We start from the raw sequence: 21898 nt of genomic DNA, 5'->3' as shown, positions 1-21898 counted from the left end.
GCTGGTTGTGGGCGGTGTGCGAGGCTTGCGGGGTGGTCAAGCCCTTCCTCACGGTCGCCGTCTTCGTGATCACCGCCGTACCGAGTCTGCTGCAGTTCGTGCTGCCCGGCCTGGAGCCGGCCCTCATGCGCGATCCGGCGGCCATCGCCGGCGGGGAGTGGTGGCGGCTGGCGACGTCGCTGATCGTGCAGGACGGCGGGGCGATCGGGACGCTGTTCAACCTGGGCTTCCTCGCCGTGCTCGGGTACGTGGCCGAGCGGGCCCTCGGCCGGGGCCGCTGGGTGGTGCTCTACCTGAGCGGGGCGGTGGCGGGGGAGGCCGCCGGGTTCCTGCTGGACCAGCCGGGTGCGGGCAACTCCGTCGCCCTGTGCGGCCTGGCGGGCGGGCTCGTCCTGATGAGCGGCCCGTCCGAACGTGCGCCCTTGGAACGGGCGCTGGGCGCGTTCTACGCGGTCGTCTCCGGCGCCTGGCTGCCGGCCGCGTCCGGCGCCACGTGGGGCTGGGTCGTCACGGTCGTCCTGGTCGTCGCCGCGGCGCAGCTCGTCAACCATCGCGAACGCCTGCCGAGCTGGTCGCCGGTGGCCGTGTTCGGTGTGGCGGCGGTGGTGTTGATGGTGCTGCGTGATCTGCACGGCTTCGCCCTGCTGGGCGGCCTCGCCGCAGGATGGATCTCGAATGCGAGGTTCCCGTTGACGCCTGGACGCACTTCGCCGGCGTGATCCGCACTCCCTGTCCTAGGACCTGCTGTCCTGGGCGCGGCCACGTTCTGGGACTGCGGTCCGTGGGGCAGGTTCCGAGGGCGGTGCCAAGGATGGAAAAGGGTTTGCGGTGGGGACAAGCGGTCGGGTAGATCTGTCGGCTGGAGCTCGACGGCAGATCCGTGGGGCCACGACACCGGAAGGAGGGATAAGCCGATGATGTCCCAGATCAATGCGCTTGAGCCCTCCCGGGGCGCGGACCGAGTCTGACCCCCGGGAGCGGACGGGCGCCTTCACCGGAGCGTGCCTTGACCGTGGAACCGAACGACCTGACCATGCGCCCGATCACCGGGCGCGAAGAACTCGACCTTTTCTCCCGCCTGCCCTACGTCCTCGACGACGAGCTGGCGGACGACCTGACCGCCGGCCGCCGGCTGCCCGAATGGATGTGGGTGGCCCTCCGCGGCGACCAGCTGGTGGCCAGAGCGGCCTGGTGGTGCTCGACCGGCGACGACGCGCCGTTCCTCCTCGACGTCTTCGACCTCGACGACCGTGACGGCGACGGTGTCGACGCCGGCGTGAAACTGCTGCGTGCCGCCATGGCCGAGGTCGTCCCCGCGGGCGCCCGGCCGCCCGAGTACATCCGCATGGTGCCGCCCGACTGGCGCGAGACCCCGGCGGCCAGGCGCGTCGTCGAGGACCGGATGGCCGCGCTGGAACAGCTGGGCGCCGCCCTGCTCGTCGAACGGCTGCGCCTGGAGTGGCGTCCCGGCACCCCCGTGCCCGAGCCGAGCGGGCGGCTGGCGTTCCGGCCGGTCCGCGACACCGAGGAGATGATCTCCCTGATGGCCTCGGTGCTGGACGGGACGCTCGACACGCACAGCAGGGACGACCTGAGCCGGATGTCCGCCCGCGAGGCGGCCGCCGCGCACTACGAGGAGGAGCTCGCCTGCTACCGCAGCCCCCGGGACTGGTGGCGGGTCGCGACGCTGCCGGACGGCGAGCCGGTGGGGTTCGTCACGCCGGCCCGCAACGACTACAACCCCATCATCGGCTACATCGCCGTGCTGCCCAAGCACCGGGGCAACGGGTACATCGACGACATCCTCGCCGAAGGCACCCGCATCCTCGCCGCACAGGACGACGTCCCGCGCATCCGGGCGGCCACGGACGTGGGCAACGTCCCCATGGCGAACGCCTTCCGCCGCGCCGGATACGTCAACTTCGAACGTTCGATCAACATGACCTGGCCGTGAGGGCTCAGCCGAGGACGGCCGGCCTGAGCACGTCCCGGCACCACTGACGGAAACTGGTGGGCGTGCTGCCCTCAGGGGTGCGGGTCACGCCGTTGTCGAGCCCGGCGTCCTTGGCCACGGCCATGTCGGCGTACGCCTGCGCCATCGGCTCCGACATGCCGAACTCCATCATCCGGTCCTTGACCTCGGCGGGGGAGACCGGCTGGAAGCGGATGGGCCGCTGGAGCTCGTCGGACATGATCCGGGCCATCTCGTCGAAGGAGAGGTCTTCCGGTCCCAGGACGGGGACCTCTCCGACGCCGGTCCAGGTGTCGTCGAGCAGGAGACCGGCGGCGACGGCGGCGATGTCCGCGACGGCGCAGGCAGGCGCCTTGAGGCTGCCGGAAACCGGCATGGTGAACAGGCCCTCGGTCCTGATCAGCTCGGTCTGGCGCAGCAGGTTCTCCATGAACGAGGGCATGGCCAGCGCTCGAAGGCTGACGCCCGTGCTCGCGAAGAGGTCGTCCACGGCGAGTGACGCGGTGACGAACCCGGCCCGGTCCGCCACGGGCGTGCCCCGGCCGAGCGCCGAGACGTTGACGACCCGCTTGACGCCCTGGTCCTTGACGGCCTGGGCCGCGGGGCGGCTGAAGCCCACGAACGCCTCTTCGACGCTGGGGCTGCGCGGGTCCGCTGGGACCAGCCAGAAGAGGGCGTCCGCCCCGGCGAAGGCCTCGTTCACCACCTCGGGGTCGCCGTGCGTGCCCTGAACCACCTCGACCCGTGCACGAGTCGCGGCGGGCAGGCGGGCGGGGTCGCGCACGATCACGCGGACGGCCGCGTCGGCGGCCAGCAGGCGCTCAAGGGTCAGCCGGCCGATCTGGCCGGTGGGAGCGGTGACGACGATCATGATTCACCTCGGTGAGAGTGCAGGTGAGCGGGGTCGTGCCCGCTGATGACGCTCTTCAGTGAACCCCCGGCGGCGGCAGACCTGAAGGACCGATTCGGACGCCATTGATACTGTGGCGGTATGAGTGATCTGGAGGTCAGGCAGCTCCGCTATTTCGTGGCCGTCGCCGAGGAGCTCCACTTCGGGCGGGCGGCGGAACGGCTGGGCATGGCGCAGCCCCCGCTGTCGCGGGCGATCCGCGCGATGGAGCGGCAGCTCGGCGTCACGCTGATGGAGCGGACGACGCGCCGGGTGTCCCTCACACCGGCCGGCGAGACGCTGCTGCGCGACGCCAGGACGGCACTCGACGCGGTCGCGGCGGCGTCCCGGCGGGCCAGGAACGCGGGGCGGCCCGAGCCCGTGCTGCGGCTGGCGCTGAAGGCCGACTACGACGGCGGGCTGCTGCCGCAGATCATCGCCGCGTACCAGCAGGAGCCGGCCGCGCTGCCGGTGCGGCTCGTGCTCGGCGGGCGGGCCGAGCAGGAGCCGGCGCTGCGCGACGGCCGCGCGGACCTGGCGCTGCTGATACGGCCGTTCGACGACCGCGACCTCGACGTCGAGCCGCTGCTGACCGAGCCCCGCCTGCTCGCCGTCGCGGCGAACGATCCGCTGGCCGCACACACCAGCCTGCGCGTGACCGACCTCGCCGGCCGGGTCCTGCCCGACGGGTCTCCCGCCGACCGCGAGGACTTCGTGCCCCACGGATCTTCCGCCGACCGTGAGGAGTCCGCGCCGCCTAAGGGTGGTCCGGCACGCAACCTGGACCTGGCCCAGATCTTCAACCTGATCGAGCTGGGGGACATCGTGTGGTTCGTCCCCGAGTCGCTCGCTCGCCTGCACCCCCGTCCCGGTGTCGCGTACCGGAGCGTCGGCGATCTGCCGCCGCTGGAGTTCGCGCTGGCCTGGCCGCAGGAGTCGCGCTCCCCGGCCGTCGCCGCGTTCGTCCGTACGGCCTGCGCGGTAGCCGCCCTCGTGGAGCCACAAGCGGACTCCGCACAGGCGGCACTACGCCAAGTGGTGTGACAAAGCAGACATCGATCCGAGGTATGGCATCTGATCGCTTCGGCGCTCTAGCGAGGGATTGAAGCGAAGGGAAAACGCCATGACCATCCTCGTCGCCTACGACGGCTCAGCCGATTCGCGCGCCGCCATCGAGTTCGCCGCCAAGCATCTCGCCGCCGAGCCCACCCTCATCGTCACCGTGTGGGAGCCGCTGCTCGTCCAGCTGAAGAAGTACCCGCTGGCCGCCACCGGCGCGATCGACCCCAACACCGAGCAGGAGGCCCAGGCCCAGGCCGAGCAGCACGCCAAGGAGGGGGCCGAACTGGCCATCGCGGCGGGGCTGAGCGACGTCACCTACCGGGCGGTGGCCGACAACGAGTCGATCTGGAAGACGATCGTGGACGTGGCGGACGAGGTCGACGCCTCGCTGGTCGTCACGGGGTCGCGCGGGCTGGCGGGGGTGCGTTCCGTGCTGCTCGGGAGCGTCTCCAACCACGTCCTGCACCACGCCCACCGGCCCACGCTCATCGTCCCCCCGGCGAAGGCGTAGCCCGAGGTCAGGAAGCCCGCGCGGGCGGGGCGCAGCAGTTCTGCGGCGGGCAGATCCGGGTGTCGATCCGCCGCGCGCCCGGCCCCTCCTCGCCCAGCCGGTCGTGCGGGTTGGCCACGGGGCACAGGTCCAGCGACAGGCAGCCGCAGCCGATGCAGTCGGTGAGGTCGTCCCGCAGCCGCTGCAACTGCTCGATCCGGTCGTCCAGCTCGCCCCGCCAGGCCGCCGAGAGCCTGGCCCAGTCGGCGCGGGTGGGGGTGCGCTCGTCCGGCAGCTCGGCGAGGGCGTCCTTGATGACCTTCAGGGGGATGCCGATGCGCTGGGCCAGCCTGATGAAGGCGACCCGGCGCAGGCTGTCGCGGGAGTAGCGGCGCTGGTTGCCGGCCGTGCGCCGGCTGGCCAGCAGCCCCTTGGCCTCGTAGAAGTGCAGCGCGGAGACGGAGACGCCGCTGCGCTCCGCGAGCTGCCCGACCGTCAGCTCTTTGGCGTTCCAGGCGACCTTCGTCGTTGCAGTCATACCTGAAGATTACTTGAGGGTGCGTTCGAAGAACGTCTCCAGGACGACGATCGTCCGCGTCCCGGTCACGCCGTCCACCTGGAAGACCCGGCGCAGCACGTCCTGCAGCTCACGGGTGCCGGGGGTGCGGATCTTCAGCAGCACCGACGCGGGACCCGCGATGACGTGCGCCTCCTCGATCTCCGGGATCGCCGCGAGCTCCGCCGCGCTGTCGCCCATCCACGACCCGCCGTCCACCATCACGTAGGACGTCACCGTATGCCCGAGCGCCGCCTGGTCCACCTCGATCGTGGTCCGCCTGATCACGCCGCGCTCGCGCAGCTTGCGCACCCGCTCGTGCGCCGCCCCGCCGGACAGCCCCACCGCCTTGCCGAGCATCGCGTACGACCGCGTCGCGTCCTCCTGCAGCAGGCCGATCAGCATCCTGTCGATGTCATCCACAACAGGATGCTATCCGGAGATTCACCGGAGAATCCGAACACCGTATGGTGTTCGGTATGACGGACACGATCCCCACTGAGTTCGAAGTGCTGGACGAGCGCTTCGCCGCGATCGGCGGAGACGACAAGATCGAGATTCTGCACACCGGCACCCGCTGGGCGGAGGGCCCGGTCTACTTCCCGGCCGGCCGCTTCCTGGTCTGGAGCGACATCCCCAACGAGCGGATGTTGCGCTGGGACGAGCTGACCGGCGCCGTGGGCCCGTTCCGGCAGCCGTCCGGCTATACCAACGGCAACACGCTCGACCGCGAGGGCCGGATGATCTCCTGCGAGCAGGGCAACCGGCGCGTCACCCGCACCGAGCACGACGGTTCCATCACGGTCATCGCCGACCGCTGGCAAGGTAAGCGGCTCAACAGCCCCAACGACGTGATCGTCCGTTCCGACGGCTCCATCTGGTTCACCGACCCGCCCTACGGGATCATCAGCGACTACGAGGGCGTCGCCGCCGAGCAGGAGATCGACGGCTGCCACGTCTACCGGGTCGACCCGGCGACGGGCGAGGTGCGCATCGTGGCCGACGACTTCGTCCGGCCCAACGGCCTGGCCTTCTCGCTGGACGAGCGGCGGCTCTACGTCGCCGACACCAGGGCCAGGCATCTGCGCGTGTTCGAGGTGGGCGAGGACGGCACGCTGGGCGGCGGCAAGGTGTTCGCCGAGGGCGTCGAGGGCGACAACTTCGACGGCCTGCGGCTCGACGACACCGGCCGGGTCTGGGCCGCGGCCGGCAAGGCGGTGCTCTGCTACGACCCCGACGGCACCCTGATCGGCCGGCTGCGGCTGCCCGAGTTCACCGCCAACCTGGTGTTCGGCGGGCTCAAGCGCAACCGCATGTTCATCACGGCCGCGTCCTCGCTGTACTCCCTCATGACCAACGTCACAGGTGCGCGCCCGGTGTGGGCCGGGCGCTGACACCCGCTGCCCGCCGCGCCCCTGCGACGGCGGGCAGGCCGAGGGGGCAGGCAGATCACTCCCACCGGAACAACCGCACGGCCAGCCCGCCGAACACGGCCAGCCCGGCCGCGACCACCACCAGGTGGATGAGCTGTGGCGCGTGCCCCTGCCACGTGTCCTTCAGCGCCTGGGCGAACGGCCCCGCCACCGAATAGTCGCTGATCACCCGCAGCGCGTCGGGCATGACGTCGCGCGGCACCCACATCCCGGCCAGGAACAGCAGCGGGAACATCACCGCCGACCCGATCCCGGGCGCGACCTTGCCGTTCGGCGCCACCGCGGCGATCACCAGCCCCATGGCCATCAGCGCCGCCGTGCCGAGCAGGAAGACCAGGCCGAACCAGGCCCACTGCCGCGGCGCGGACGAGCCGAAGAACAGCGATCCGGCCACGATCAGCAGGACGACGGTGACCACCGCGACGACCAGGTTGATCAGCAACTGCACCCCCAGCAGCCGCCCGGGATGCACGGGAGTGGTGGACATCCTCCTGAGCACGCCCTGGTCACGGTAGGTGGCCATGACCGCGGGCAGGACGCTGCAGGCCAGCGTCAGCAGCGACAGCAGCGTCATCATGCTGGGCAGCTGCGTGTCCACGAACCGTTCACCGTTCTCCCCGACCTTCGTGAAGTCCGGGATGCTCGTCCCCAGCACGATCAGCAGCAGCAGCGGCAGCGCGACGGTGAACATCAGGAACGGCCATTCCCGCAGGTGCAGCTTGGCCTCGACGAAGAGCAGTTTCATCAGAAACCTCCGAGAATGATCCCCGCTTTCGGGCGGGGGAGGAATCGGACCCCTGCGGAGCAGGACAGGGGCAGGCGATTCGCCGCCAGGCGGATCGCCGTCGAAATGCGGCGCGATGCCGCGAGGTTCGGTAGTGCGTTCGACGGCGGCGATGACCAAGCCGCCGGAACAACGATCGGAAACACCCTCGCCGCCGGGCTGGTGGAGAGGTGAAACGCCTGTGGAGCTGGTGTAAGACCTCAACGAGAGATCCTTTTCTCAGGCGGGCGACCGGCGATGAAGCAGGAAACCTCACGGGCGACCGTGAGTATCCCCCTCCTTCACGAGGGGGAGGAGGTCAAGACAGTTTCCTTCCGGTGAGCGCGAGGAACGCGTCGTCCAAGGTGGCCTGCTCGATGCGCAGGTCGCCGGGGACGATCTGGTGGTGGGCCAGGGCCAGGGTGACGGCGGGAGCGAGGTTGCCCGAGCCGCTCACCATGATCTGATCGCCGCTCCTGGTGACCTCACGGACCTCGGGCAGGGCCAGCAGCAGGGAGTCGTCCACGGGTGCCGACGGCCGGAACCGCACCCGCTGCTCGCCGTCGACTCGCGCGATGAGCCCGGCGGGCGTGTCGATGGCGGCCACCTTGCCCGCGTCGATGAGCGCGATCCGGTCGCAGAGGCGCTCGGCCTCCTCCATGAAGTGGGTGACGAGCACGATGGTGACGCCCGACTCGCGTACCTGCTGGATCAGCTCCCACGTGTCCCGGCGCGCCTGAGGGTCGAGGCCGGTGGTCAGCTCGTCGAGCACGGCCACGCGCGGCCGTCCGACCAGCGCGAGCGCCACCGACAGGCGCTGCCGCTGCCCGCCGGACAGGTTCTTGAACGCGGTGTCGCGCTTGGCGTCCAGGCCGACCCTGGCCAGCAGGGTGCGCCAGTCCGCGGGGTCGGGGTAGAAGGAGGCGTACAGGTCCAGGGCCTCCCACACCCTGATCTTCTCCGGCAGCGCCGCGCTCTGCAGCTGCATGCCCAGGACGTGACGCAACTCGTCGCGTTGTGTACGCGGGTCCAGGCCGGCCACCCGTACGGTGCCGCCGTCGTGGGCCCGCACGCCGGCCACGCACTCCACGGTGGTGGTCTTGCCGGCGCCGTTCGGGCCGAGAATGCCGAAGATCTCACCCTCGGCCACCTCGAACGACACGTCGTCGACCGCGAGGTGCTTCGGGTACTGCTTGCGCAGGTTCTCGACTTCGATGATTTTCATGCCATTGACGCTAGAAAAGCGATGTTCACTGGGGAATCTGAGTGGATGCCGGGCAAGGGTGTATCTAGGTGCAGTGACCCCGAGGCGCCGTTGGCGCAGACTGGTGACATGCTTCGCAGGTTCGGCCACATCGCGTGGCTGCTCGCGTTCACGCTGGTGCAGCTGCCCATGATGCTCGTGACCGGGCTCATGCTGCTGCTGTCCTTCGCCCTCGGCATGGTGTTCCTGTTCTCGCCGCAGGTGGGCATGGTCCGGCGGCTCGCGGAGTTCAACCGGCGGCTCGTCCGGCGGCAGACGGGGATCGACATCGCCTCGCCGTACCTGCCGGCGCCCGCTCCGCCGGTACCGCAGCCGGACGGGATGTACCGCTCGGAGCGCACGCTCTACAAGACGCCCCGCGTACCCGCGTGGAACAACCGGTGGAAGTGGCTGGTCAGCGATCCCGCGACCTGGCGCGACGAGCTCTGGCTGCTGCTCGACCCGCCGGTGAAGATCGCGCTCGTGCCGCTGTTCGTGCTGCTCCCCGCACGCGGCCTGCGCCTGTACGGCCTGTGGAGCGAGCTGCTGCTGGCCCCCACGGCCGCCAGCCGTTTGGCCGGGCAGGTGACCCATTTGCGGCGCACCCGCAACCTGGCCGCCGACTCGCAGGCCGCCGAGATGCGCAGGATCGAACGGGACCTGCACGACGGCACACAGGCCAGGATCGTCGCGATCGGCATGACGCTCGGCGCGGTCGAGCAGCTCGTCGAGGACGATCCCAAGGCGGCCAAGGCGCTGCTGGCCAAGGCGCGTGACGCCTCCTCCGAGACGCTCACGGAGCTGCGCCGGGTCATCCGCGGCATCCATCCTCCCGTCCTGGCCGAGCGCGGGCTGGCCGACGCCATCCGGGCCCTGGCCATGGACAGCGTGATGCGGGTCACGGTGGACGTGGAGCTGGAGCACCGGCCGGAGTCGCCGGTGGAGGCCGCGGTCTACTTCGCGGTCAGCGAGCTGCTGTCGAACGCCGCCCGGCACGGCGACGCGCGCACGGCGTCGGTGGACATCAGCGGCAACGGCCCCGACCTGCGCGTCACGGTCACCGACGACGGCCTCGGCGGCGCCGACCCGGCCAAGGGCAGCGGCCTGGCCGGCATCGAACGGCGGCTGGCCGCCTTCGACGGCGTCCTCGCCCTGAACAGCCCGCCCGGCGGGCCCACGACCGTGACCATGCTGCTGCCCAACGTGCTGCCCTGCCACAGCGCGGGCGGCACGCGCGGAATGCCGCGCTGGAAGACGGTCACCGTCATCCTGCTCTGGGGCACCGCCTGGTGCCCCACGTTCCCGCAGGGCATCGTGGCCGGCGTCTTCAAGGCGTTCGGGATCGAGGAGAAGGCCTGGTTCCTGCCCCTGTACCTGCCCGAACCGTGGCAGTGGCCGGTGATCGTGGCCATGACTCTCATCGGCCTCCTCATGCACATCATGGCCATCCGCATCCCCGCCACGCACGACCCGGACCGGTACATGGAGGAGGCCTCCGTGCTGAAACCCTGGTGCTCATGAGTCGAGTCCTGATCGCCGAAGACCTCTACCTGCTCAGGGACGGCCTGGTCCACCTGCTCCAGGCCCACGGCTTCACCGTCGTCGCCGCCGTGGAAAGCGGGCCCGAGCTGCTGAAGGGGCTGCTGGAGCTGCGGCCCGACGTCTCGATCGTGGACGTGCGGCTGCCGCCCACCTTCACCGACGAAGGGCTGCAGGCCGCGCTCGCGGCCAGGCAGCAGCTGCCGGGGCTGCCCGTCCTCGTGCTGTCCCAGCACGTCGAACAGCTCTACGCCCGCGAGCTGCTGGCCGACGGCTCGGGCGCGATCGGCTACCTGCTCAAGGACCGCGTCTTCAACGCCGAGCAGTTCATCGACGCCGTACGCAGGGTCGCCGACGGCGGCACGGCCATGGACCCCGAGGTGATCGCCAAGCTGCTGGCCAGGAACGCCAGGAACGAGCCGCTGGCCGCGCTCACGCCGCGCGAGCGCGAGGTGCTGGAGGCCATGGCCGAGGGCCGCTCCAACGCCGCCATCTCCCAGCGCCTCTACCTGAGCGAGAGCGCCGTGGCCAAGCACACGGCCTCCATCTTCGCCAAGCTCGGCCTGGCTCCCTCCGACGACGACAACCGCCGCGTCCTGGCCGTGCTGGCCTACCTCAACAGCCGCTGATCACGCGGGCTCGACCTGGGGCGAACCGCACGGACTTGTCGGTGGCACCGGCTATTTTCATAGAGGCACGGTGCGACGAAGAGGTGGTATCAGGTGAAAATCCGGGTAAACCGCGATGTTCTGGCAGATGCGGTGGCATGGGCTGCCCGAGTCCTGCCCAGCCGCCCCGTGGTGCCCGTCCTGTCCGGGCTGTTGCTGGAGGCGGGCGAGGACCTGACGCTGTCCGCGTTCGACTACGACGTCTCCGCGCGGGCCACGGTCGAGGCCGACGTGGCCGAGGAGGGCCGCGTGCTGATCCCCGGCCGCCTGCTGGCCGAGATCAGCCGCAGTCTGCCCGCCGAAGACGTCGAGATCACCACAGACGGGCAGGAGGCGGTCCTCACCTGCGGCAGCGCCGAGTTCGGGCTGATCACGATGCCGGTCGAAGACTTCCCGACGCTGCCCGCCATGCCGCCGAGCATCGGCGCGATCGGCGGCGGCGTGTTCGCCTCCGCCGTCGGCCAGGTGGCGCCCGCGGCCAGCCGCGACGACACGCTGCCCATGCTCACCGGCATCAGGATCGACATCGAGGGGGAGGCGGTGGCGATGGCGGCCACCGACCGCTACCGCATCGCGGCCCGCGACTTCGCCTGGCGTCCGGCCGGGCCCGACGCCGCCGTCTCCGCGATGGTGCCCGCCCGCGTGCTCGTCGAGGTGGCCAAGTCGCTGCGGGGCGGCGAGGTCTCGGTCGCGATGGGCGACGGGGTGGCCGGGTTCGAGAGCGTGGGGCGCAGCACGACCGTGCGGCTGCTCGACGAGCAGTTCATCGACTACCGGGCCAGGCTGATCTCCGACTGGTCGATCAGGGCCGACGTGGCGGTGGCGCCGTTCGTGGGCGCGATCAAGCGGGTGGCGCTGGTGGCCGAGCGCAACACCGCGATCCGGCTGTCGTTCAGCCAGGGCCAGGTGCTCATCCAGGCCGGCGGCGGCGACATCGGGCGCGGCGCCGAGGTGGTCCCGTGCGAGCTGCGCGGCGACGACATCCAGATCGCCTTCCAGTCGCAGTTCCTGCTCGACGGGCTCACCGGTATCGAGAGCGAGCTGGCCAGGATCAACCTGGAGTCGCCCACGAGGCCGGCGCTCATCCAGGACGTGCCGGGCGACGCCGAGCCCGCGTTCCGCTACCTGGTCATGTCGCTGCGCCAGTCCTGACAGCGGGATCAGCGTTCGGGGGGCGTCGTGCCGCGCGGCGGGATCAGCGTTCGGCGGGGTCGTGGCCCGGGGTGGGATCACCGCTTGCCGCGCGCCCGCCCGCCTGGCGCTCGGCGACCAGCCGGAAGACCCGCTTGAACTCGGCGTACGCCTCCTCGCCCACGGCTCGGGCGTGCCCGGACTCCAGTTCGGCGAGGATGGCGTCCGACCTGGCGATGTGGTCGCGCCCCTTGGCGGTGGGCACGATCAGCTTGGCCCGCCGATCGCCGGGGGCGGCTCGCCGTTCCACGTAGCCGAGCTCGACCAGCTCGTCCACCAGCGTGCCGATCACCTGCTTGTGCCGGCCCGACCAGGCGGCCAGGTCGGTGGCCCTGCTGCCTTCCTGGTCGAGGTAGGCCAGCACGGCGCCGTGACGCGGCCGTACGTCGGGATGCCCCTGCTCGGCGAGCTTCGCGAACAGCTCGCGCTGCAGACTGAACAGGGTCCGGCCGGAGAGCACGCCGAGATCGGGGTCGTCCTGCCTGCGCACCACGCACCCCCTCGATGGATCTCGGTGTGTCGTGACGCCTCGGCCCCTGGCCTGAGGACCGGGGGCCGGGGGATCAGGCGTCGGTGAGGGCGATGAGGATGTGCTCCATGCAGGCGTGCCCGGCTCGCTCCGCCGCCGCCGCGTCGCCGGCCGCGATGGCCCTGGCGATGGCGTCGTGCGGGATGTAGCTCTTGTTGAGCGACGTGCCGGCCGCCGTGATGCTGGCCCGCAGCGCGGCCGAGAAGTCCTCGAACAGGTCGATCAGCACGAGGTTGTGCGTGGCGTGCGCGACGGCCATGTGGAAGGCCAGGTCGGCCTCGACGAAGAAGTCGGGGTCGTCCAGCTCCCAGGCCCGGTCGCGCTCGGCCAGCGCCGCCTCGATTCGCCTGATGTCGTCGTCCGTGCGCCTGGTGGCGGCCAGACGCGCGGACTCGACTTCGAGCGCGCGACGCACTTCGAGGATCTCCAGCTGCTCCGCCTGGCGCAGCCGCCGCAACATCGCGCCGGACAGCTCGCTGGTCGCCCGGACGTAAGTGCCGTCGCCCTGACGGCACTCGAGCAGCCCGGCGTGCGTGAGCGCGCGTACGGCCTCACGAACGGTGTTACGACCCACTCCGAGTTGCTCGGCGAGCACCGTCTCGGTGGGAATCTTGCCGTTCATCGGCCACGACCCTGACGTGATCTGCTCTTTGAGCTGATCGATGACCTGGTCGACGAGCGAAGCCCGCTGCGCCGTACGCAGACTCACAGTCCGCCTCCTCCGGGGAAACCAATCATCCTATGAGTCAATGACTGGTCGACCCTAATTATTCCAGACTCAAAAGGCCAAATCTGGAGCTCCCGGAGGATCAACTGGAGACTGTGGCGTCAACCGTCACCCCCGCCATGGCGGAGCGAACTCCGGCAGCTTCGAGGGCCTTACGATATGCGGCGGTCTGCTGTGCCCTGTCACCGGCCCTGCCGTAGAGGTCGCCCAGCTCACGCCAGCACCGGGCGGCCTGACGGTCGGAGCCGAACACCGGACGGTCGAGCCCGCCGAGCAGCTCGTGCGCGTTGCGCAGATGGGTCGAGGCGTCGCCCTCCTGCTCCAGCACCACGGTCGCGAGCACGAGGTGGGCCTCGGCCGGCGTCGTGCCCGGGTGGTCCTGGGAGACGCCCAGAGCCACCACGGCCAGCTCGGCCGCGCTCGCGGACTCGCCGGCGCGCAGCTTGACCCGCGCGTGCACGATGAGGCTCTCGCCGTGCTCGCGCGCGGTCGAGGGGAACACGCCGAACGCCTTGACCGCGCCCGCGACGAGCCGCTCGGCCTCGTCGATCGGAGCTGAGACCATCCGGGCCCAGTGCATGGCGGTCCTGGCCAGCTGCAGCGCGAGCCGCGTCTGACGGCCCGCCGTGATCGCGTCGTCGGCCAGGCGCACGGCCAGGGCGGAGTCCTCGCCCGCGGCCGCGGCGGCACTGGCGTGCCACAGCGCCCTGATCTCCCCGGAACGGTCCACAACTTCAGGAGAGCCGCTCATGTCCAGGACGTGCTTGACGTAGGTCAGCTCGGGGGAGTCGCTCTCACGCTCGCCGCGCGCCTCGACCAGCGCACTGGCCAGGTCGGTGGCGAGCTCGCCCTGTGTGATGGAAAGCCGCTCGGCGTGCGCCAATGCGGCGCTCGCCAGGTCGCGCGCCCGCAGCCGGTCGCCCGCCCGCTGGTAGCAGCGGCTCAGCGCGATCGTGAGCGGAAGGTCGGCCAGCCGCTCGGGATGAGCCGCGGCCTCCCTGCGCAGGCGCTCGAAGGCCTCCACGGCCTGGCCGAGCCGGCCCTGCGCCTCCAGCGCACGAGCCCTGCCGAACCGCGCCTGCGCGGTCAGCATGGCGTTCTCCTCGTCGGCCGCCTTCACGATCTCCGTGAAGCGGTCGGCGGCGACGGACGGGTCGCCGTGCTGCAGCTCCAGCTCGGCGTGACGCAATCCGAGCTCCGTGTCGATGCGCTGACGAGGCTCGATCCCGTGAAGGAGGAACTCCGTCGTGCATCCAAGCCGCTCGGCCAGGAGTCTGGCCACGACAGGAGTCGGCGTGCGCTTACCCGACTCAATGAGCGAGACATAACTGTCAGACAGGTCGGGTCCGGCCAGCTGGGCCTGAGACATCCGCCTGTTCAGCCGCAATCCGCGGACGCGGTCACCGATGGTTCCCTGACTCGGCATCTCATCTCTCAAGGCGGGGAAGGGTCAACAACACGCAATGATTGCATGAAGTAGCCGAATCTGGTATCCCCGCGTGAAGAATTTGCCACGCTGTGATTAATCGTCGCTGTCGTCCTTGCTGGGGAAAAGCATCTGACAGACCTCGAGGTACAGGGTTTCCGGATACGGAATGTACTCGACCGTTGACAGAGCCTGATCCTGGCCGGCCGACTCGAGGATGAACTCACCGTAGCCGAGCATGCGCCCCAGCAGAGATCTCTGGAAGCTCATGTCGGTGACCTTGCCCAAGGGCATCATCGCGACCTTGCGCGTGATGAGACCCGTGGTGAGCAACATGCGCTTCGACGTCACCACAAAGTAATCGACCGACCACTCCGCGACTTTCCATACGAAACGGATCAGAAGCAGGAGCCACAGCCACCAGACGACGACGAGCGCCGTGCCGCCCGCCTCGCCGCCGCCGAAGAATCTGCTGAGCAGTCCGGCGATCACGAGACCGCCGAGCACCTCGGCGACGGGACGCAGCAGAATGGCAGGGTGCCGCCGCACCATGATGACCTGTTGTTCGTGGGGGAGGAGGTAGCGGTTGACCGACGATGGAGCTGAGTCCCCGTGGGTCACAAGTCTCATGAGAGGCTGTTCACAAATTGCGCCAGAGAGTCGGCTGCGTTGAACACCGTGTCGAACGCTCCTCTCACCGCGTCCGCGGCGTCAGCTGGTCGCGCGAACAGGTAGTACGCAACAAATGCGATACCACCGTATGTGAGGACCTTTTTGACCTGCACCGTCGCCTCCGTGCCACTTACCCACTCCACCCGCCGTATACATTACCCACCTGGATGCCAGGGTAAAGGTAAGTTGGCGGGTAAGTTCTGATCTTGCTTAGCCGCGTTCGCTGGCCACCAGAGCCAGGACGTGAAGGTGCTTGCGTGCGATGCGCTCGACAAGGCTCGGATGGGCGTAACCGGTGACCTCCAGCGCGCCGTAGTGCGCCGCCTCCACGCAGCGCGTTACGGTGGTCGTGGAGTGGACGCCGGCGAACTCGTCGCACAGCACCGCCTCCACGTCCGCGTACGGAGTCGGGTCCGCCTCGGTGTGATCGCTCATCGTGCTCCCCCACGCGCATGACGGAAGTTGCCTTCCTTCTCTCTTCGTACCCACTCAACCACAGTATGTAACGAAGAAGTGACTCCGCGTGACGGAAATGCGCCTTCGTGCGATCACGTCGGACCTTGTGGCGCTCGAAGACGCTCCAGCCGGCGCTCACGACAGCGGACGCCCGGTTCGACGACGCCCGCTCAGACGACGCCCGCTTCGGGGGTGCTCGCTCAGACGACGCCGTAGAGCCGGTCGCCGGCGTCGCCGAGGCCAGGCACGATGTAGCCGTGCTCGTTGAGCCGCTCGTCGAGCGCCGCCGTGACCACCCGGATCGGCTTGCCCGAGTTGGCGAACACCTTGTCCATGTAGGCCAGCCCCTCGGGTGCGGCCAGCAGGCAGATGGCGGTGACGTCGACGGCGCCCCGGTCGAAGAGGAACTGCACGGCCGCCGCCAGCGTGCCGCCGGTGGCCAGCATCGGGTCGACCACGTAGCACTGCCGCCCCGACAGGTCGTCGGGCAGGCGGGTGGCGTACGTCTCGGCCTGCAGCGTCGACTCGTTCCTGATCATCCCGAGGAAGCCGACCTCGGCCGTGGGCAGCAGCCTGGTCATGCCGTCGAGCATGCCGAGCCCGGCCCGCAGGATGGGCACGACCAGCGGGTACGGCTTCGCCAGCCGCACACCCGCGGCGGGGGAGACGGGGGTCTCGACATTGACCTCGGTGACGCGCACGTCGCGGGTGGCCTCGTACGCGAGCAGCGTGACCAACTCGTCGGCCAGCCTGCGGAAGGTCGGCGAGTCGGTGCGGACGTCGCGCAGGGCTGTGAGCTTGTGGGCGACGAGCGGGTGATCGACGACGAGGGTCTCCATGGGTCCACACGCTATCTCCTGGCGAACGCTGCTGCCGACCCCTCTCACCTGGGGCGGATTCCGGCAGGCCGCGCGGGCGTCACGGAAACGGGCACACGGTCGCCCGGCACCTCAGATCTTTGGTTTTGATCACAATTTGGCCCGACAGGCACACGCCCAGTGGCTGGGTCTGGGACGATTGGGTCCGGATGATATCTGTCGTGTCAGAGGTCGGGTGGGGATGGCGATGACAGACGAAGACGCTCTCGACTTCGCCATCGTGGTTTATCGCGAGGACGACTGCTGGGATGCCGAGCTGCTGCCGGCCACCCTCACGTCGGACCTGCACGGGCTGATCCATGCCATGAAGCAGCAGCCGAGCGAGAGCGGCACGATCGGGCTGGTCGCCGTGGGCGACGAGTTCTTCGTGGCGCTGCGGGTCCTGGGCGAGCGGGTGGAGGTGTTCCTCTCCGACATCGCCGCCTCGTGGGACTTCCCGCTGGCGCGTCAGGTTCTCGACTATCTCGACGTGCCCGTCCCGGACGAGGAGGAGCTCGACGAGATCCTCCAGGACGAGGAGACCGCGCTCCCGGCCGGCGACCTGTCGATCTTCGCCGATCTCGGGTTGGACGAGATGGAGCTGGGCATCCTCTCCGGCGACATCGATCTGCTGCCCGAAGACGTGCTGTCCAGCATCGCCGCGCGACTCGGCTTCTCCGAGCCGTTCGAGCGCGCGATCGAATCAGTCTTCGGCTGACCCCCCTGGAGCGCGGACATGGCGGCCAACACCTTCTCTGCGGCTTTTGTCAGGACCTCCGATGGCTGGAGCGGGGCCGAGGTCGATCTCGGGGACGCCGAGATCGTCGATGACCTCGGCGACGCGGTCATGGAGTCGCTGGGGCTGACCGGCGACGAGCTGGCGCTGCTCTGTGTCGAGGTGGAGGACGAATGGTTCGCCATCGCCCGCTACCGGGGCGAGGACGAGCCGCGCGTGTTCCTGTCCGACGCGCACGCGATCGTCGCCAACGTTCTGGGCGAGCTGTTCGCCGAGTTCGCCGGGGTGGCTCCCGACAAGGAGAGCAACGGCCTCGGCGTACGCCCGGCGGGCGACTTCGAGCTGCTCAGCGACCTGGGCTTGAGCAGCGAGGAGCTGATCGAGCTCAGCATGGAGGAGGGCAACCTGCCCGCCGACGTCCTGTCGGTCATCGCCGAGCGGCTGTCGTTCGCCGACGAGCTCGACCGGTTGCGGTGACGTACGAGGAGGCCATGCGCTCGGCTCTGGAGCAGGCCGTCATGGCCGGCGACCGGGGTGAGATCCCCGTCGGGGCGGTCGTGCTCGGCCCCGGCGGCGAGGTGCTGTCGGCGGCGGGCAACGACCGCGAGTCCTCCGCCGACCCCACCGCCCACGCCGAGGTGCTCGCGCTGCGCCGCGCCGCCGGGCTGCGCGGGGAGTGGCGGCTGACCGGCTGCACGCTCGTGGTCACGCTGGAGCCGTGCACGATGTGCGCGGGCGCCGCGGTGCTGGCCAGAGTGGACCGGATCGTGTACGGCGCCGTCGACGAGAAGGGCGGGGCCGTGGGCTCGCTGTGGGACGTCGTCCGCGACCGCCGGCTCAACCATCGGCCCGAGGTCGTCATGGGCGTGCTCGCCGGGGAGTGCGGCGAGGTGCTAAAGCGGTTCTTCGCCACTCGCAGGATCCGGTAAGCTCGTTCGCGGTGGTGTCGCCTAGTGGCCGAGGGCGCACGCCTCGAAAGCGTGTGATGGGGCAACTCATCCGTGGGTTCAAATCCCACCACCACCGCCACAGCGAAGGGCCTCCGATCCACCGGGTCGGAGGCCCTTTTCGCTGTCCCGGCCCCTGCCGCCCGCGGCCGGCGGGCAGGGGTGCGAATGATCTCGCCGAAAGCGGCTGATAATCATAATCGTGCGGAAAATCCGGCCCCCGGCGCCGCCCCGCACCCGCGAAAAGAAAGGGAGCCGCGAATCGCGGCTCCCTTTCTTTTCCTTTCTCAGTTAGGTAGCTCAAGGACCCTGGCGTGCAGGATCGAGCGTTGGTGCAGCGCCGCCCGCAACGCGCGGTGCAGGCCGTCCTCCAGATAGAGCTCGCCCTGCCACTGCACCACGTGGGGGAAGAGGTCCCCGTAGAAGGTGGAGTCGGCGGCGAGCAGCGAGTGCAGGTCCAGCATGGCCTTCGTGGTGATCAACGAGTCGAGCCGGACCTGCCGTGGAGGAATCTGGGCCCACTCTCGGTGGCTCAGACCATGGTCGGGATAAGGGCGTCCGTCGCCGACTAGCTTGAAGATCACCCCCCTGATTTTAGGAGAGATTCCGATTCCTCGCGCTATCCGGCCGCGTCCGCACCGGCACAGTCGGTGGGCGCGCCCTTTTCGTATCCGCGTTGGAAGGCGTTGACGCGTTGCTCGGAGCTGCCGTGGGTGAACGATTCAGGATCGATTCTGCCGGTGCTGCGTTGCTGGATTCTGTCGTCGCCGACCGCCGCCGCGGCGTCCAGCGCCTCGGAGACGTCCTTGGCGGTGAAGGGCTGGTCGTAGAAGCCGGTCTCGTACGCGTTGCGCGCCCACACGCCGGCGTAGCAGTCGGCCTGGAGCTCGACGGCGACCGAGCTGCCCCCGTCGAGGGCGCCGAGCAGCTTCTGCACGTGGTGGCCGTACTCGTGGGCGATCACGTACGCCTGCGCGAACGGCCCGCCCTTGGCGCCGAACCGGCTGTGGAGCTGGTCGAAGAAGCTCAGGTCGAGGTAGACGCGCTGGTCGCCGGGGCAGTAGAAGGGGCCGGTCGCCGAGGTGGCGGAGCCGCACCCGGTGCGCACCTGCCCCGAGTAGAGGATGGTCTTGGCCGGGCGGTAGCCGGAGACCTCCTTCTTCCAGTAGTCCTGGATGCTGTTGACCACGCCGACCACGCGGCACCGTTCGGACTGGTCGGCGTCCTTGCCGGTCTGGCACTGCTCGGAGAGGTTCGACGGCGGCCGCCGTTGCGCGGGCTCCGCGCCGCCTCCGACGTTGTTCAGGACGAAGACCAGTACCAGCACGATCAGGCTGACGATCCCGCCTCCGCCGACGATCATCCCGCCGGGGAAGCCGCCACCGCCACCGCTGCCCCCTGCGTCTTCCACCTGTGAAGCATCGAGGTCGGCCTGGTCTCTGAAGTCCATGCTGAGGTCCCTTCTGGGCACTGCCAGAAGGACCACTTCCCCGTAGACGGCGGGGATATCGTGCTAGATCGCGCCGGAGAAGGTGTCGCAGCGCTGGGGGTCGCCGCTGTCGTAGCCGGTGCGAAACCACTTCGCCCGCTGCGCCGAGGTGCCGTGTGTGAAGCCGTCGGGGGTGACGCGGCCCTGCGTGCGGTGCTGGATGCTGTCGTCGCCGACGGCCGCGGCTGCGCTGAGCGCCTGGTCGATGTCGTTCTGGCTGAACGGCTCCTCGTAGAAGCCGGTCTTGACCGCGTTCTGCGCCCACACGCCGGCGTAGCAGTCGGCCTGCAGTTCGAGGCGCACGGAAGGGCTGCCGGCGCCGGGGCGGTGGTCGCGGCCGACCCTGTTCATGGTGCCGAGCAGGTTCTGGACGTGGTGGCCGTACTCGTGGGCGATCACGTACGCCTGCGCGAACGGCCCGCCCTCCGCCCCGAAGTCGCGCTGGAGCGTGTCGAAGAAGGTCAGGTCGAGGTAGACCTTGCGGTCGGCGGGACAGTAGAACGGCCCCACGGCGGAGTCGGCCACGCCGCAGGCGGTGTCGACCGCCCGGGTGAACAGCACGGTCTTGGCCGGCGTGTACGCCCTGCGCCCCTGGTCGCCGAACGCCTGCCGCCAGTAGGACTGGATGCTGTTGACCGTGCCGACCACGCGGCAGTCCTCGGACTGGTCGGCGTCCGCGCCGGTCTTGCAGCGCTCGGCCAGGTTGCCGGTGGCCTGCGGCGGCGCGCTCGGCTGCTGCCCTCCGCCCTGCGGCCCGCTCTCGTCACCGGTGAAGGGCGTGGGGACGAGGCCGAACAGGAACAAGCCCGCCACGGCCACGACCAGCAGCAGACAGCCGCCGCCCCGGCCGCCGATGGGCAGCATGCATCCGCCCGGCATCCGGCCGAACCCGCCCCCGCCTCCGCCGCCCCGCTGCGGGCCCGAAGCGCGTACGTCCTCGACCTGTGAAGGGTCGAGGGACTTGTCGTCGTCGAACTGCATGTCGTCCCCCTGACGCAGTTCTCCCCTGTAGCGCCTCGAATACGCACCGCAGTCAATAATGCGAGTTTTTTGCGGATATATCGGATAATGTGCCGCTATGACGGTTGGTTTGATCGGGATCGCTCTGGTGTCCCTCGGCATGGTGCTCACCCCAGGGCCCAACATGATCTATCTGATCTCCCGCTCGCTCACGCAGGGCCGCAGGTCGGGGCTGATCTCGCTCACGGGCGTCTTCCTCGGCTTCACCCTCTACCTGACCGCCACGTGTCTCGGGCTCACCGCCGTCTTCGCGTACGTGCCCGCCGCCTACACCGCGCTCAAGCTGGCCGGCGCCGCGTACCTGCTCTGGATGGCCTGGAACACCCTGCGGCCGGGCGGCATCTCCGCCTTCGAGGCGCGCGACCTGCCGGTGGAGCGCCCCGGCAGGCTGTTCTCCATGGGGCTGCTGACCTGCCTGCTGAACCCCAAGATCGCCATCCTGTACCTGTCGCTGCTGCCACAGTTCATCGACCCGTCGATGGGGCACGTCCTGCTGCAGAGCCTCGCACTCGGCTCGGTGCAGATCGTCGTCGGCACCCTCGTCAACGGCCTGATCGTGCTGTCGGCGGGCGCGCTGGCCGCGTTCCTGGCCCGCCGCCCGGTCTGGGTGCGCGTGCAGCGGTACGTCACCGGCACGATCCTCGGCGCCTTCGCCGTCAGCATGGCGACCGACCGCTCCAAGGCCCTGGTCAGCGCCTGAACGGGGCCGGCCGGCTCACCGGTCGAACCACGTCGCGGACGGGGACCGGCACAGCTGCCCGAACGCGACCCCGGCCAGCAGCACGCCCAGCACGTTGCCCAGGCTGACGCTGCCCAAGAGCTGCCACAGGCCGAGCAGCGTGACCAGGAACTCGACGACGAGCCCGCACGCGCGTACCCATGAGCGACGCGTCGAGATCCGCAGCGCCAGGAACCCGATCAGCAGGATCGTCAGCAGCGGAACGGCGAGCGCGGCCAGCACGGCGCCGCTCGCCGGACCGGCCGGAACGCTCCCCAGCAGCACGAACAGCAGGAACAGCCCCACCAGCCCCATGACCGCCTGGACCCACATGCAGATCCTGGCCACGGACACGGCGCGGGGCATCGCCTCGACGGCGTAAGGCTCGGACATCGACGAGCCTCTCGATTCGGGGAAGGGTGATCGACGGGCCGAGCATAGGCCGCCCCTCATGGTCATGGACGCCAACCACGCCAACCGGCATACGTGGCGGGGGATTGCCGACTCGGGAATCG

The 21898-nt window shown here is 69.8% G+C and carries 27 protein-coding genes and 1 tRNA gene; 13 read left to right on the top strand and 15 right to left on the bottom strand.

What is annotated here, in order from left to right; all coding sequences use genetic code 11:
* Window positions 1-32 precede the first annotated feature (32 nt).
* Complete coding sequence (locus tag OIE67_RS47420; RefSeq protein WP_326632967.1) at window positions 33-719, top strand: rhomboid family intramembrane serine protease; 687 nt, start codon at window positions 33-35, stop codon at window positions 717-719.
* Between the two features lie 287 nt (window positions 720-1006).
* A complete protein-coding gene (locus OIE67_RS47415) occupies window positions 1007-1954 on the top strand; it encodes a GNAT family N-acetyltransferase (RefSeq protein WP_326632965.1) in 948 nt (315 codons plus the stop codon).
* A gap of 4 nt (window positions 1955-1958) precedes the next feature.
* Here OIE67_RS47415 and OIE67_RS47410 read toward each other — a convergent pair whose 3' ends face one another.
* Window positions 1959-2843 carry an NAD(P)H-binding protein gene (locus OIE67_RS47410; protein WP_326632962.1) on the bottom strand — a complete coding sequence of 295 codons (885 nt, stop codon included), beginning with the start codon at window positions 2841-2843 and terminating at the stop codon, window positions 1959-1961.
* A gap of 120 nt (window positions 2844-2963) precedes the next feature.
* On the opposite strand from OIE67_RS47410, the gene OIE67_RS47405 reads away from it, so the two are divergent.
* Both OIE67_RS47405 and OIE67_RS47400 read left to right on the top strand, forming a co-directional pair.
* Entirely contained in the window at window positions 2964-3905 is a 942-nt protein-coding gene (locus OIE67_RS47405; protein WP_326632960.1) for a LysR family transcriptional regulator, read from the top strand.
* 79 nt (window positions 3906-3984) lie between these two features.
* Window positions 3985-4434, top strand: a complete 450-nt coding sequence (locus OIE67_RS47400; RefSeq protein WP_326632958.1) for a universal stress protein — start codon at window positions 3985-3987, stop codon at window positions 4432-4434.
* 7 nt (window positions 4435-4441) lie between these two features.
* Here OIE67_RS47400 and soxR read toward each other — a convergent pair whose 3' ends face one another.
* The gene (gene soxR / locus OIE67_RS47395; RefSeq protein ID WP_326632956.1) at window positions 4442-4951 is read right to left on the bottom strand and encodes a redox-sensitive transcriptional activator SoxR; all 510 of its coding nucleotides are present in this window, start codon (window positions 4949-4951) and stop codon (window positions 4442-4444) included.
* Between the two features lie 9 nt (window positions 4952-4960).
* Window positions 4961-5392: an Lrp/AsnC family transcriptional regulator gene (locus OIE67_RS47390; RefSeq protein WP_106242911.1), complete on the bottom strand. Its 432-nt coding sequence runs from the start codon at window positions 5390-5392 to the stop codon at window positions 4961-4963.
* Between the two features lie 56 nt (window positions 5393-5448).
* Between OIE67_RS47390 and OIE67_RS47385 the strand changes: the two genes are divergently transcribed.
* Window positions 5449-6363, top strand: coding sequence for an SMP-30/gluconolactonase/LRE family protein (locus tag OIE67_RS47385; protein ID WP_326632953.1), 915 nt, complete (start codon window positions 5449-5451; stop codon window positions 6361-6363).
* A gap of 55 nt (window positions 6364-6418) precedes the next feature.
* On the opposite strand, the gene OIE67_RS47380 is transcribed toward OIE67_RS47385, so the two are convergent.
* Together OIE67_RS47380 and OIE67_RS47375 are read right to left on the bottom strand one after the other, a co-directional pair.
* Window positions 6419-7147, bottom strand: a complete 729-nt coding sequence (locus OIE67_RS47380) for an ABC transporter permease (RefSeq protein WP_326632951.1) — start codon at window positions 7145-7147, stop codon at window positions 6419-6421.
* A gap of 337 nt (window positions 7148-7484) precedes the next feature.
* Window positions 7485-8390, bottom strand: a complete 906-nt coding sequence (locus tag OIE67_RS47375; RefSeq protein WP_326632949.1) for an ABC transporter ATP-binding protein — start codon at window positions 8388-8390, stop codon at window positions 7485-7487.
* Between the two features lie 108 nt (window positions 8391-8498).
* Here OIE67_RS47375 and OIE67_RS47370 point away from each other — a divergent pair, with 108 nt between their 5' ends.
* The 3 genes from OIE67_RS47370 to dnaN all read left to right on the top strand — a co-directional run bounded on the left by OIE67_RS47370 (window position 8499) and on the right by dnaN (window position 11767).
* Window positions 8499-9929: a sensor histidine kinase gene (locus OIE67_RS47370; protein ID WP_326632948.1), complete on the top strand. Its 1431-nt coding sequence runs from the start codon at window positions 8499-8501 to the stop codon at window positions 9927-9929.
* Complete coding sequence (locus OIE67_RS47365; RefSeq protein WP_326632946.1) at window positions 9926-10576, top strand: response regulator transcription factor; 651 nt, start codon at window positions 9926-9928, stop codon at window positions 10574-10576. The genes OIE67_RS47370 and OIE67_RS47365 overlap by 4 nt, the downstream gene beginning before the upstream one ends.
* Before the next feature lie 93 nt (window positions 10577-10669).
* Complete coding sequence (gene dnaN / locus OIE67_RS47360; RefSeq protein ID WP_326632945.1) at window positions 10670-11767, top strand: DNA polymerase III subunit beta; 1098 nt, start codon at window positions 10670-10672, stop codon at window positions 11765-11767.
* A 43-nt stretch (window positions 11768-11810) separates the two neighbouring features.
* Here the strand turns inward: dnaN and OIE67_RS47355 are convergent, their stop codons facing one another.
* The 6 genes from OIE67_RS47355 to upp form a co-directional block, all read right to left on the bottom strand.
* Window positions 11811-12296, bottom strand: a complete 486-nt coding sequence (locus OIE67_RS47355; RefSeq protein WP_326632944.1) for a MarR family winged helix-turn-helix transcriptional regulator — start codon at window positions 12294-12296, stop codon at window positions 11811-11813.
* Window positions 12297-12369: 73 nt separating this feature from the next.
* Complete coding sequence (locus tag OIE67_RS47350; protein WP_326632943.1) at window positions 12370-13044, bottom strand: FadR/GntR family transcriptional regulator; 675 nt, start codon at window positions 13042-13044, stop codon at window positions 12370-12372.
* A 100-nt stretch (window positions 13045-13144) separates the two neighbouring features.
* Window positions 13145-14488 carry a helix-turn-helix domain-containing protein gene (locus OIE67_RS47345; protein WP_326632942.1) on the bottom strand — a complete coding sequence of 448 codons (1344 nt, stop codon included), beginning with the start codon at window positions 14486-14488 and terminating at the stop codon, window positions 13145-13147.
* A 96-nt stretch (window positions 14489-14584) separates the two neighbouring features.
* Window positions 14585-15118: a PH domain-containing protein gene (locus OIE67_RS47340; RefSeq protein WP_106242925.1), complete on the bottom strand. Its 534-nt coding sequence runs from the start codon at window positions 15116-15118 to the stop codon at window positions 14585-14587.
* A 252-nt stretch (window positions 15119-15370) separates the two neighbouring features.
* Complete coding sequence (locus tag OIE67_RS47335; RefSeq protein ID WP_106242929.1) at window positions 15371-15595, bottom strand: hypothetical protein; 225 nt, start codon at window positions 15593-15595, stop codon at window positions 15371-15373.
* 221 nt (window positions 15596-15816) lie between these two features.
* Entirely contained in the window at window positions 15817-16455 is a 639-nt protein-coding gene (gene upp / locus OIE67_RS47330; RefSeq protein WP_106242931.1) for a uracil phosphoribosyltransferase, read from the bottom strand.
* A 220-nt stretch (window positions 16456-16675) separates the two neighbouring features.
* Between upp and OIE67_RS47325 the strand changes: the two genes are divergently transcribed.
* The 4 genes from OIE67_RS47325 to OIE67_RS47310 all read left to right on the top strand — a co-directional run bounded on the left by OIE67_RS47325 (window position 16676) and on the right by OIE67_RS47310 (window position 18238).
* A complete protein-coding gene (locus tag OIE67_RS47325; RefSeq protein WP_393269681.1) occupies window positions 16676-17191 on the top strand; it encodes a tRNA adenosine deaminase-associated protein in 516 nt (171 codons plus the stop codon).
* Window positions 17192-17209: 18 nt separating this feature from the next.
* A complete protein-coding gene (locus tag OIE67_RS47320) occupies window positions 17210-17686 on the top strand; it encodes a tRNA adenosine deaminase-associated protein (RefSeq protein WP_326632937.1) in 477 nt (158 codons plus the stop codon).
* Window positions 17687-17700: 14 nt separating this feature from the next.
* Window positions 17701-18138: a tRNA adenosine(34) deaminase TadA gene (gene tadA, locus OIE67_RS47315; RefSeq protein WP_326632935.1), complete on the top strand. Its 438-nt coding sequence runs from the start codon at window positions 17701-17703 to the stop codon at window positions 18136-18138.
* 10 nt (window positions 18139-18148) lie between these two features.
* A tRNA-Ser gene (locus OIE67_RS47310) sits at window positions 18149-18238 on the top strand.
* 205 nt (window positions 18239-18443) lie between these two features.
* Here OIE67_RS47310 and OIE67_RS47305 read toward each other — a convergent pair.
* The 3 genes from OIE67_RS47305 to ypfJ (OIE67_RS47295) all read right to left on the bottom strand — a co-directional run bounded on the left by OIE67_RS47305 (window position 18444) and on the right by ypfJ (OIE67_RS47295) (window position 20626).
* Window positions 18444-18740: a type II toxin-antitoxin system VapB family antitoxin gene (locus tag OIE67_RS47305; protein ID WP_106242934.1), complete on the bottom strand. Its 297-nt coding sequence runs from the start codon at window positions 18738-18740 to the stop codon at window positions 18444-18446.
* A 35-nt stretch (window positions 18741-18775) separates the two neighbouring features.
* Window positions 18776-19606: a KPN_02809 family neutral zinc metallopeptidase gene (gene ypfJ, locus OIE67_RS47300; protein ID WP_326632932.1), complete on the bottom strand. Its 831-nt coding sequence runs from the start codon at window positions 19604-19606 to the stop codon at window positions 18776-18778.
* A gap of 63 nt (window positions 19607-19669) precedes the next feature.
* Window positions 19670-20626, bottom strand: a complete 957-nt coding sequence (ypfJ, locus tag OIE67_RS47295; RefSeq protein WP_326632930.1) for a KPN_02809 family neutral zinc metallopeptidase — start codon at window positions 20624-20626, stop codon at window positions 19670-19672.
* Window positions 20627-20723: 97 nt separating this feature from the next.
* Between ypfJ (OIE67_RS47295) and OIE67_RS47290 the strand changes: the two genes are divergently transcribed.
* Complete coding sequence (locus tag OIE67_RS47290) at window positions 20724-21365, top strand: LysE family translocator (protein ID WP_106242938.1); 642 nt, start codon at window positions 20724-20726, stop codon at window positions 21363-21365.
* Between the two features lie 15 nt (window positions 21366-21380).
* On the opposite strand, the gene OIE67_RS47285 is transcribed toward OIE67_RS47290, so the two are convergent.
* A complete protein-coding gene (locus OIE67_RS47285; protein WP_106242940.1) occupies window positions 21381-21776 on the bottom strand; it encodes a hypothetical protein in 396 nt (131 codons plus the stop codon).
* Window positions 21777-21898: the final 122 nt, after the last annotated feature.

Source organism: Nonomuraea fuscirosea (assembly GCF_035917475.1).
Taxonomy (GTDB): Bacteria; Actinomycetota; Actinomycetes; order Streptosporangiales; family Streptosporangiaceae; genus Nonomuraea; species Nonomuraea fuscirosea.
Note: the sequence above shows the minus strand (reverse complement) of the source record. Positions and strands in the feature narration are given on the sequence as shown.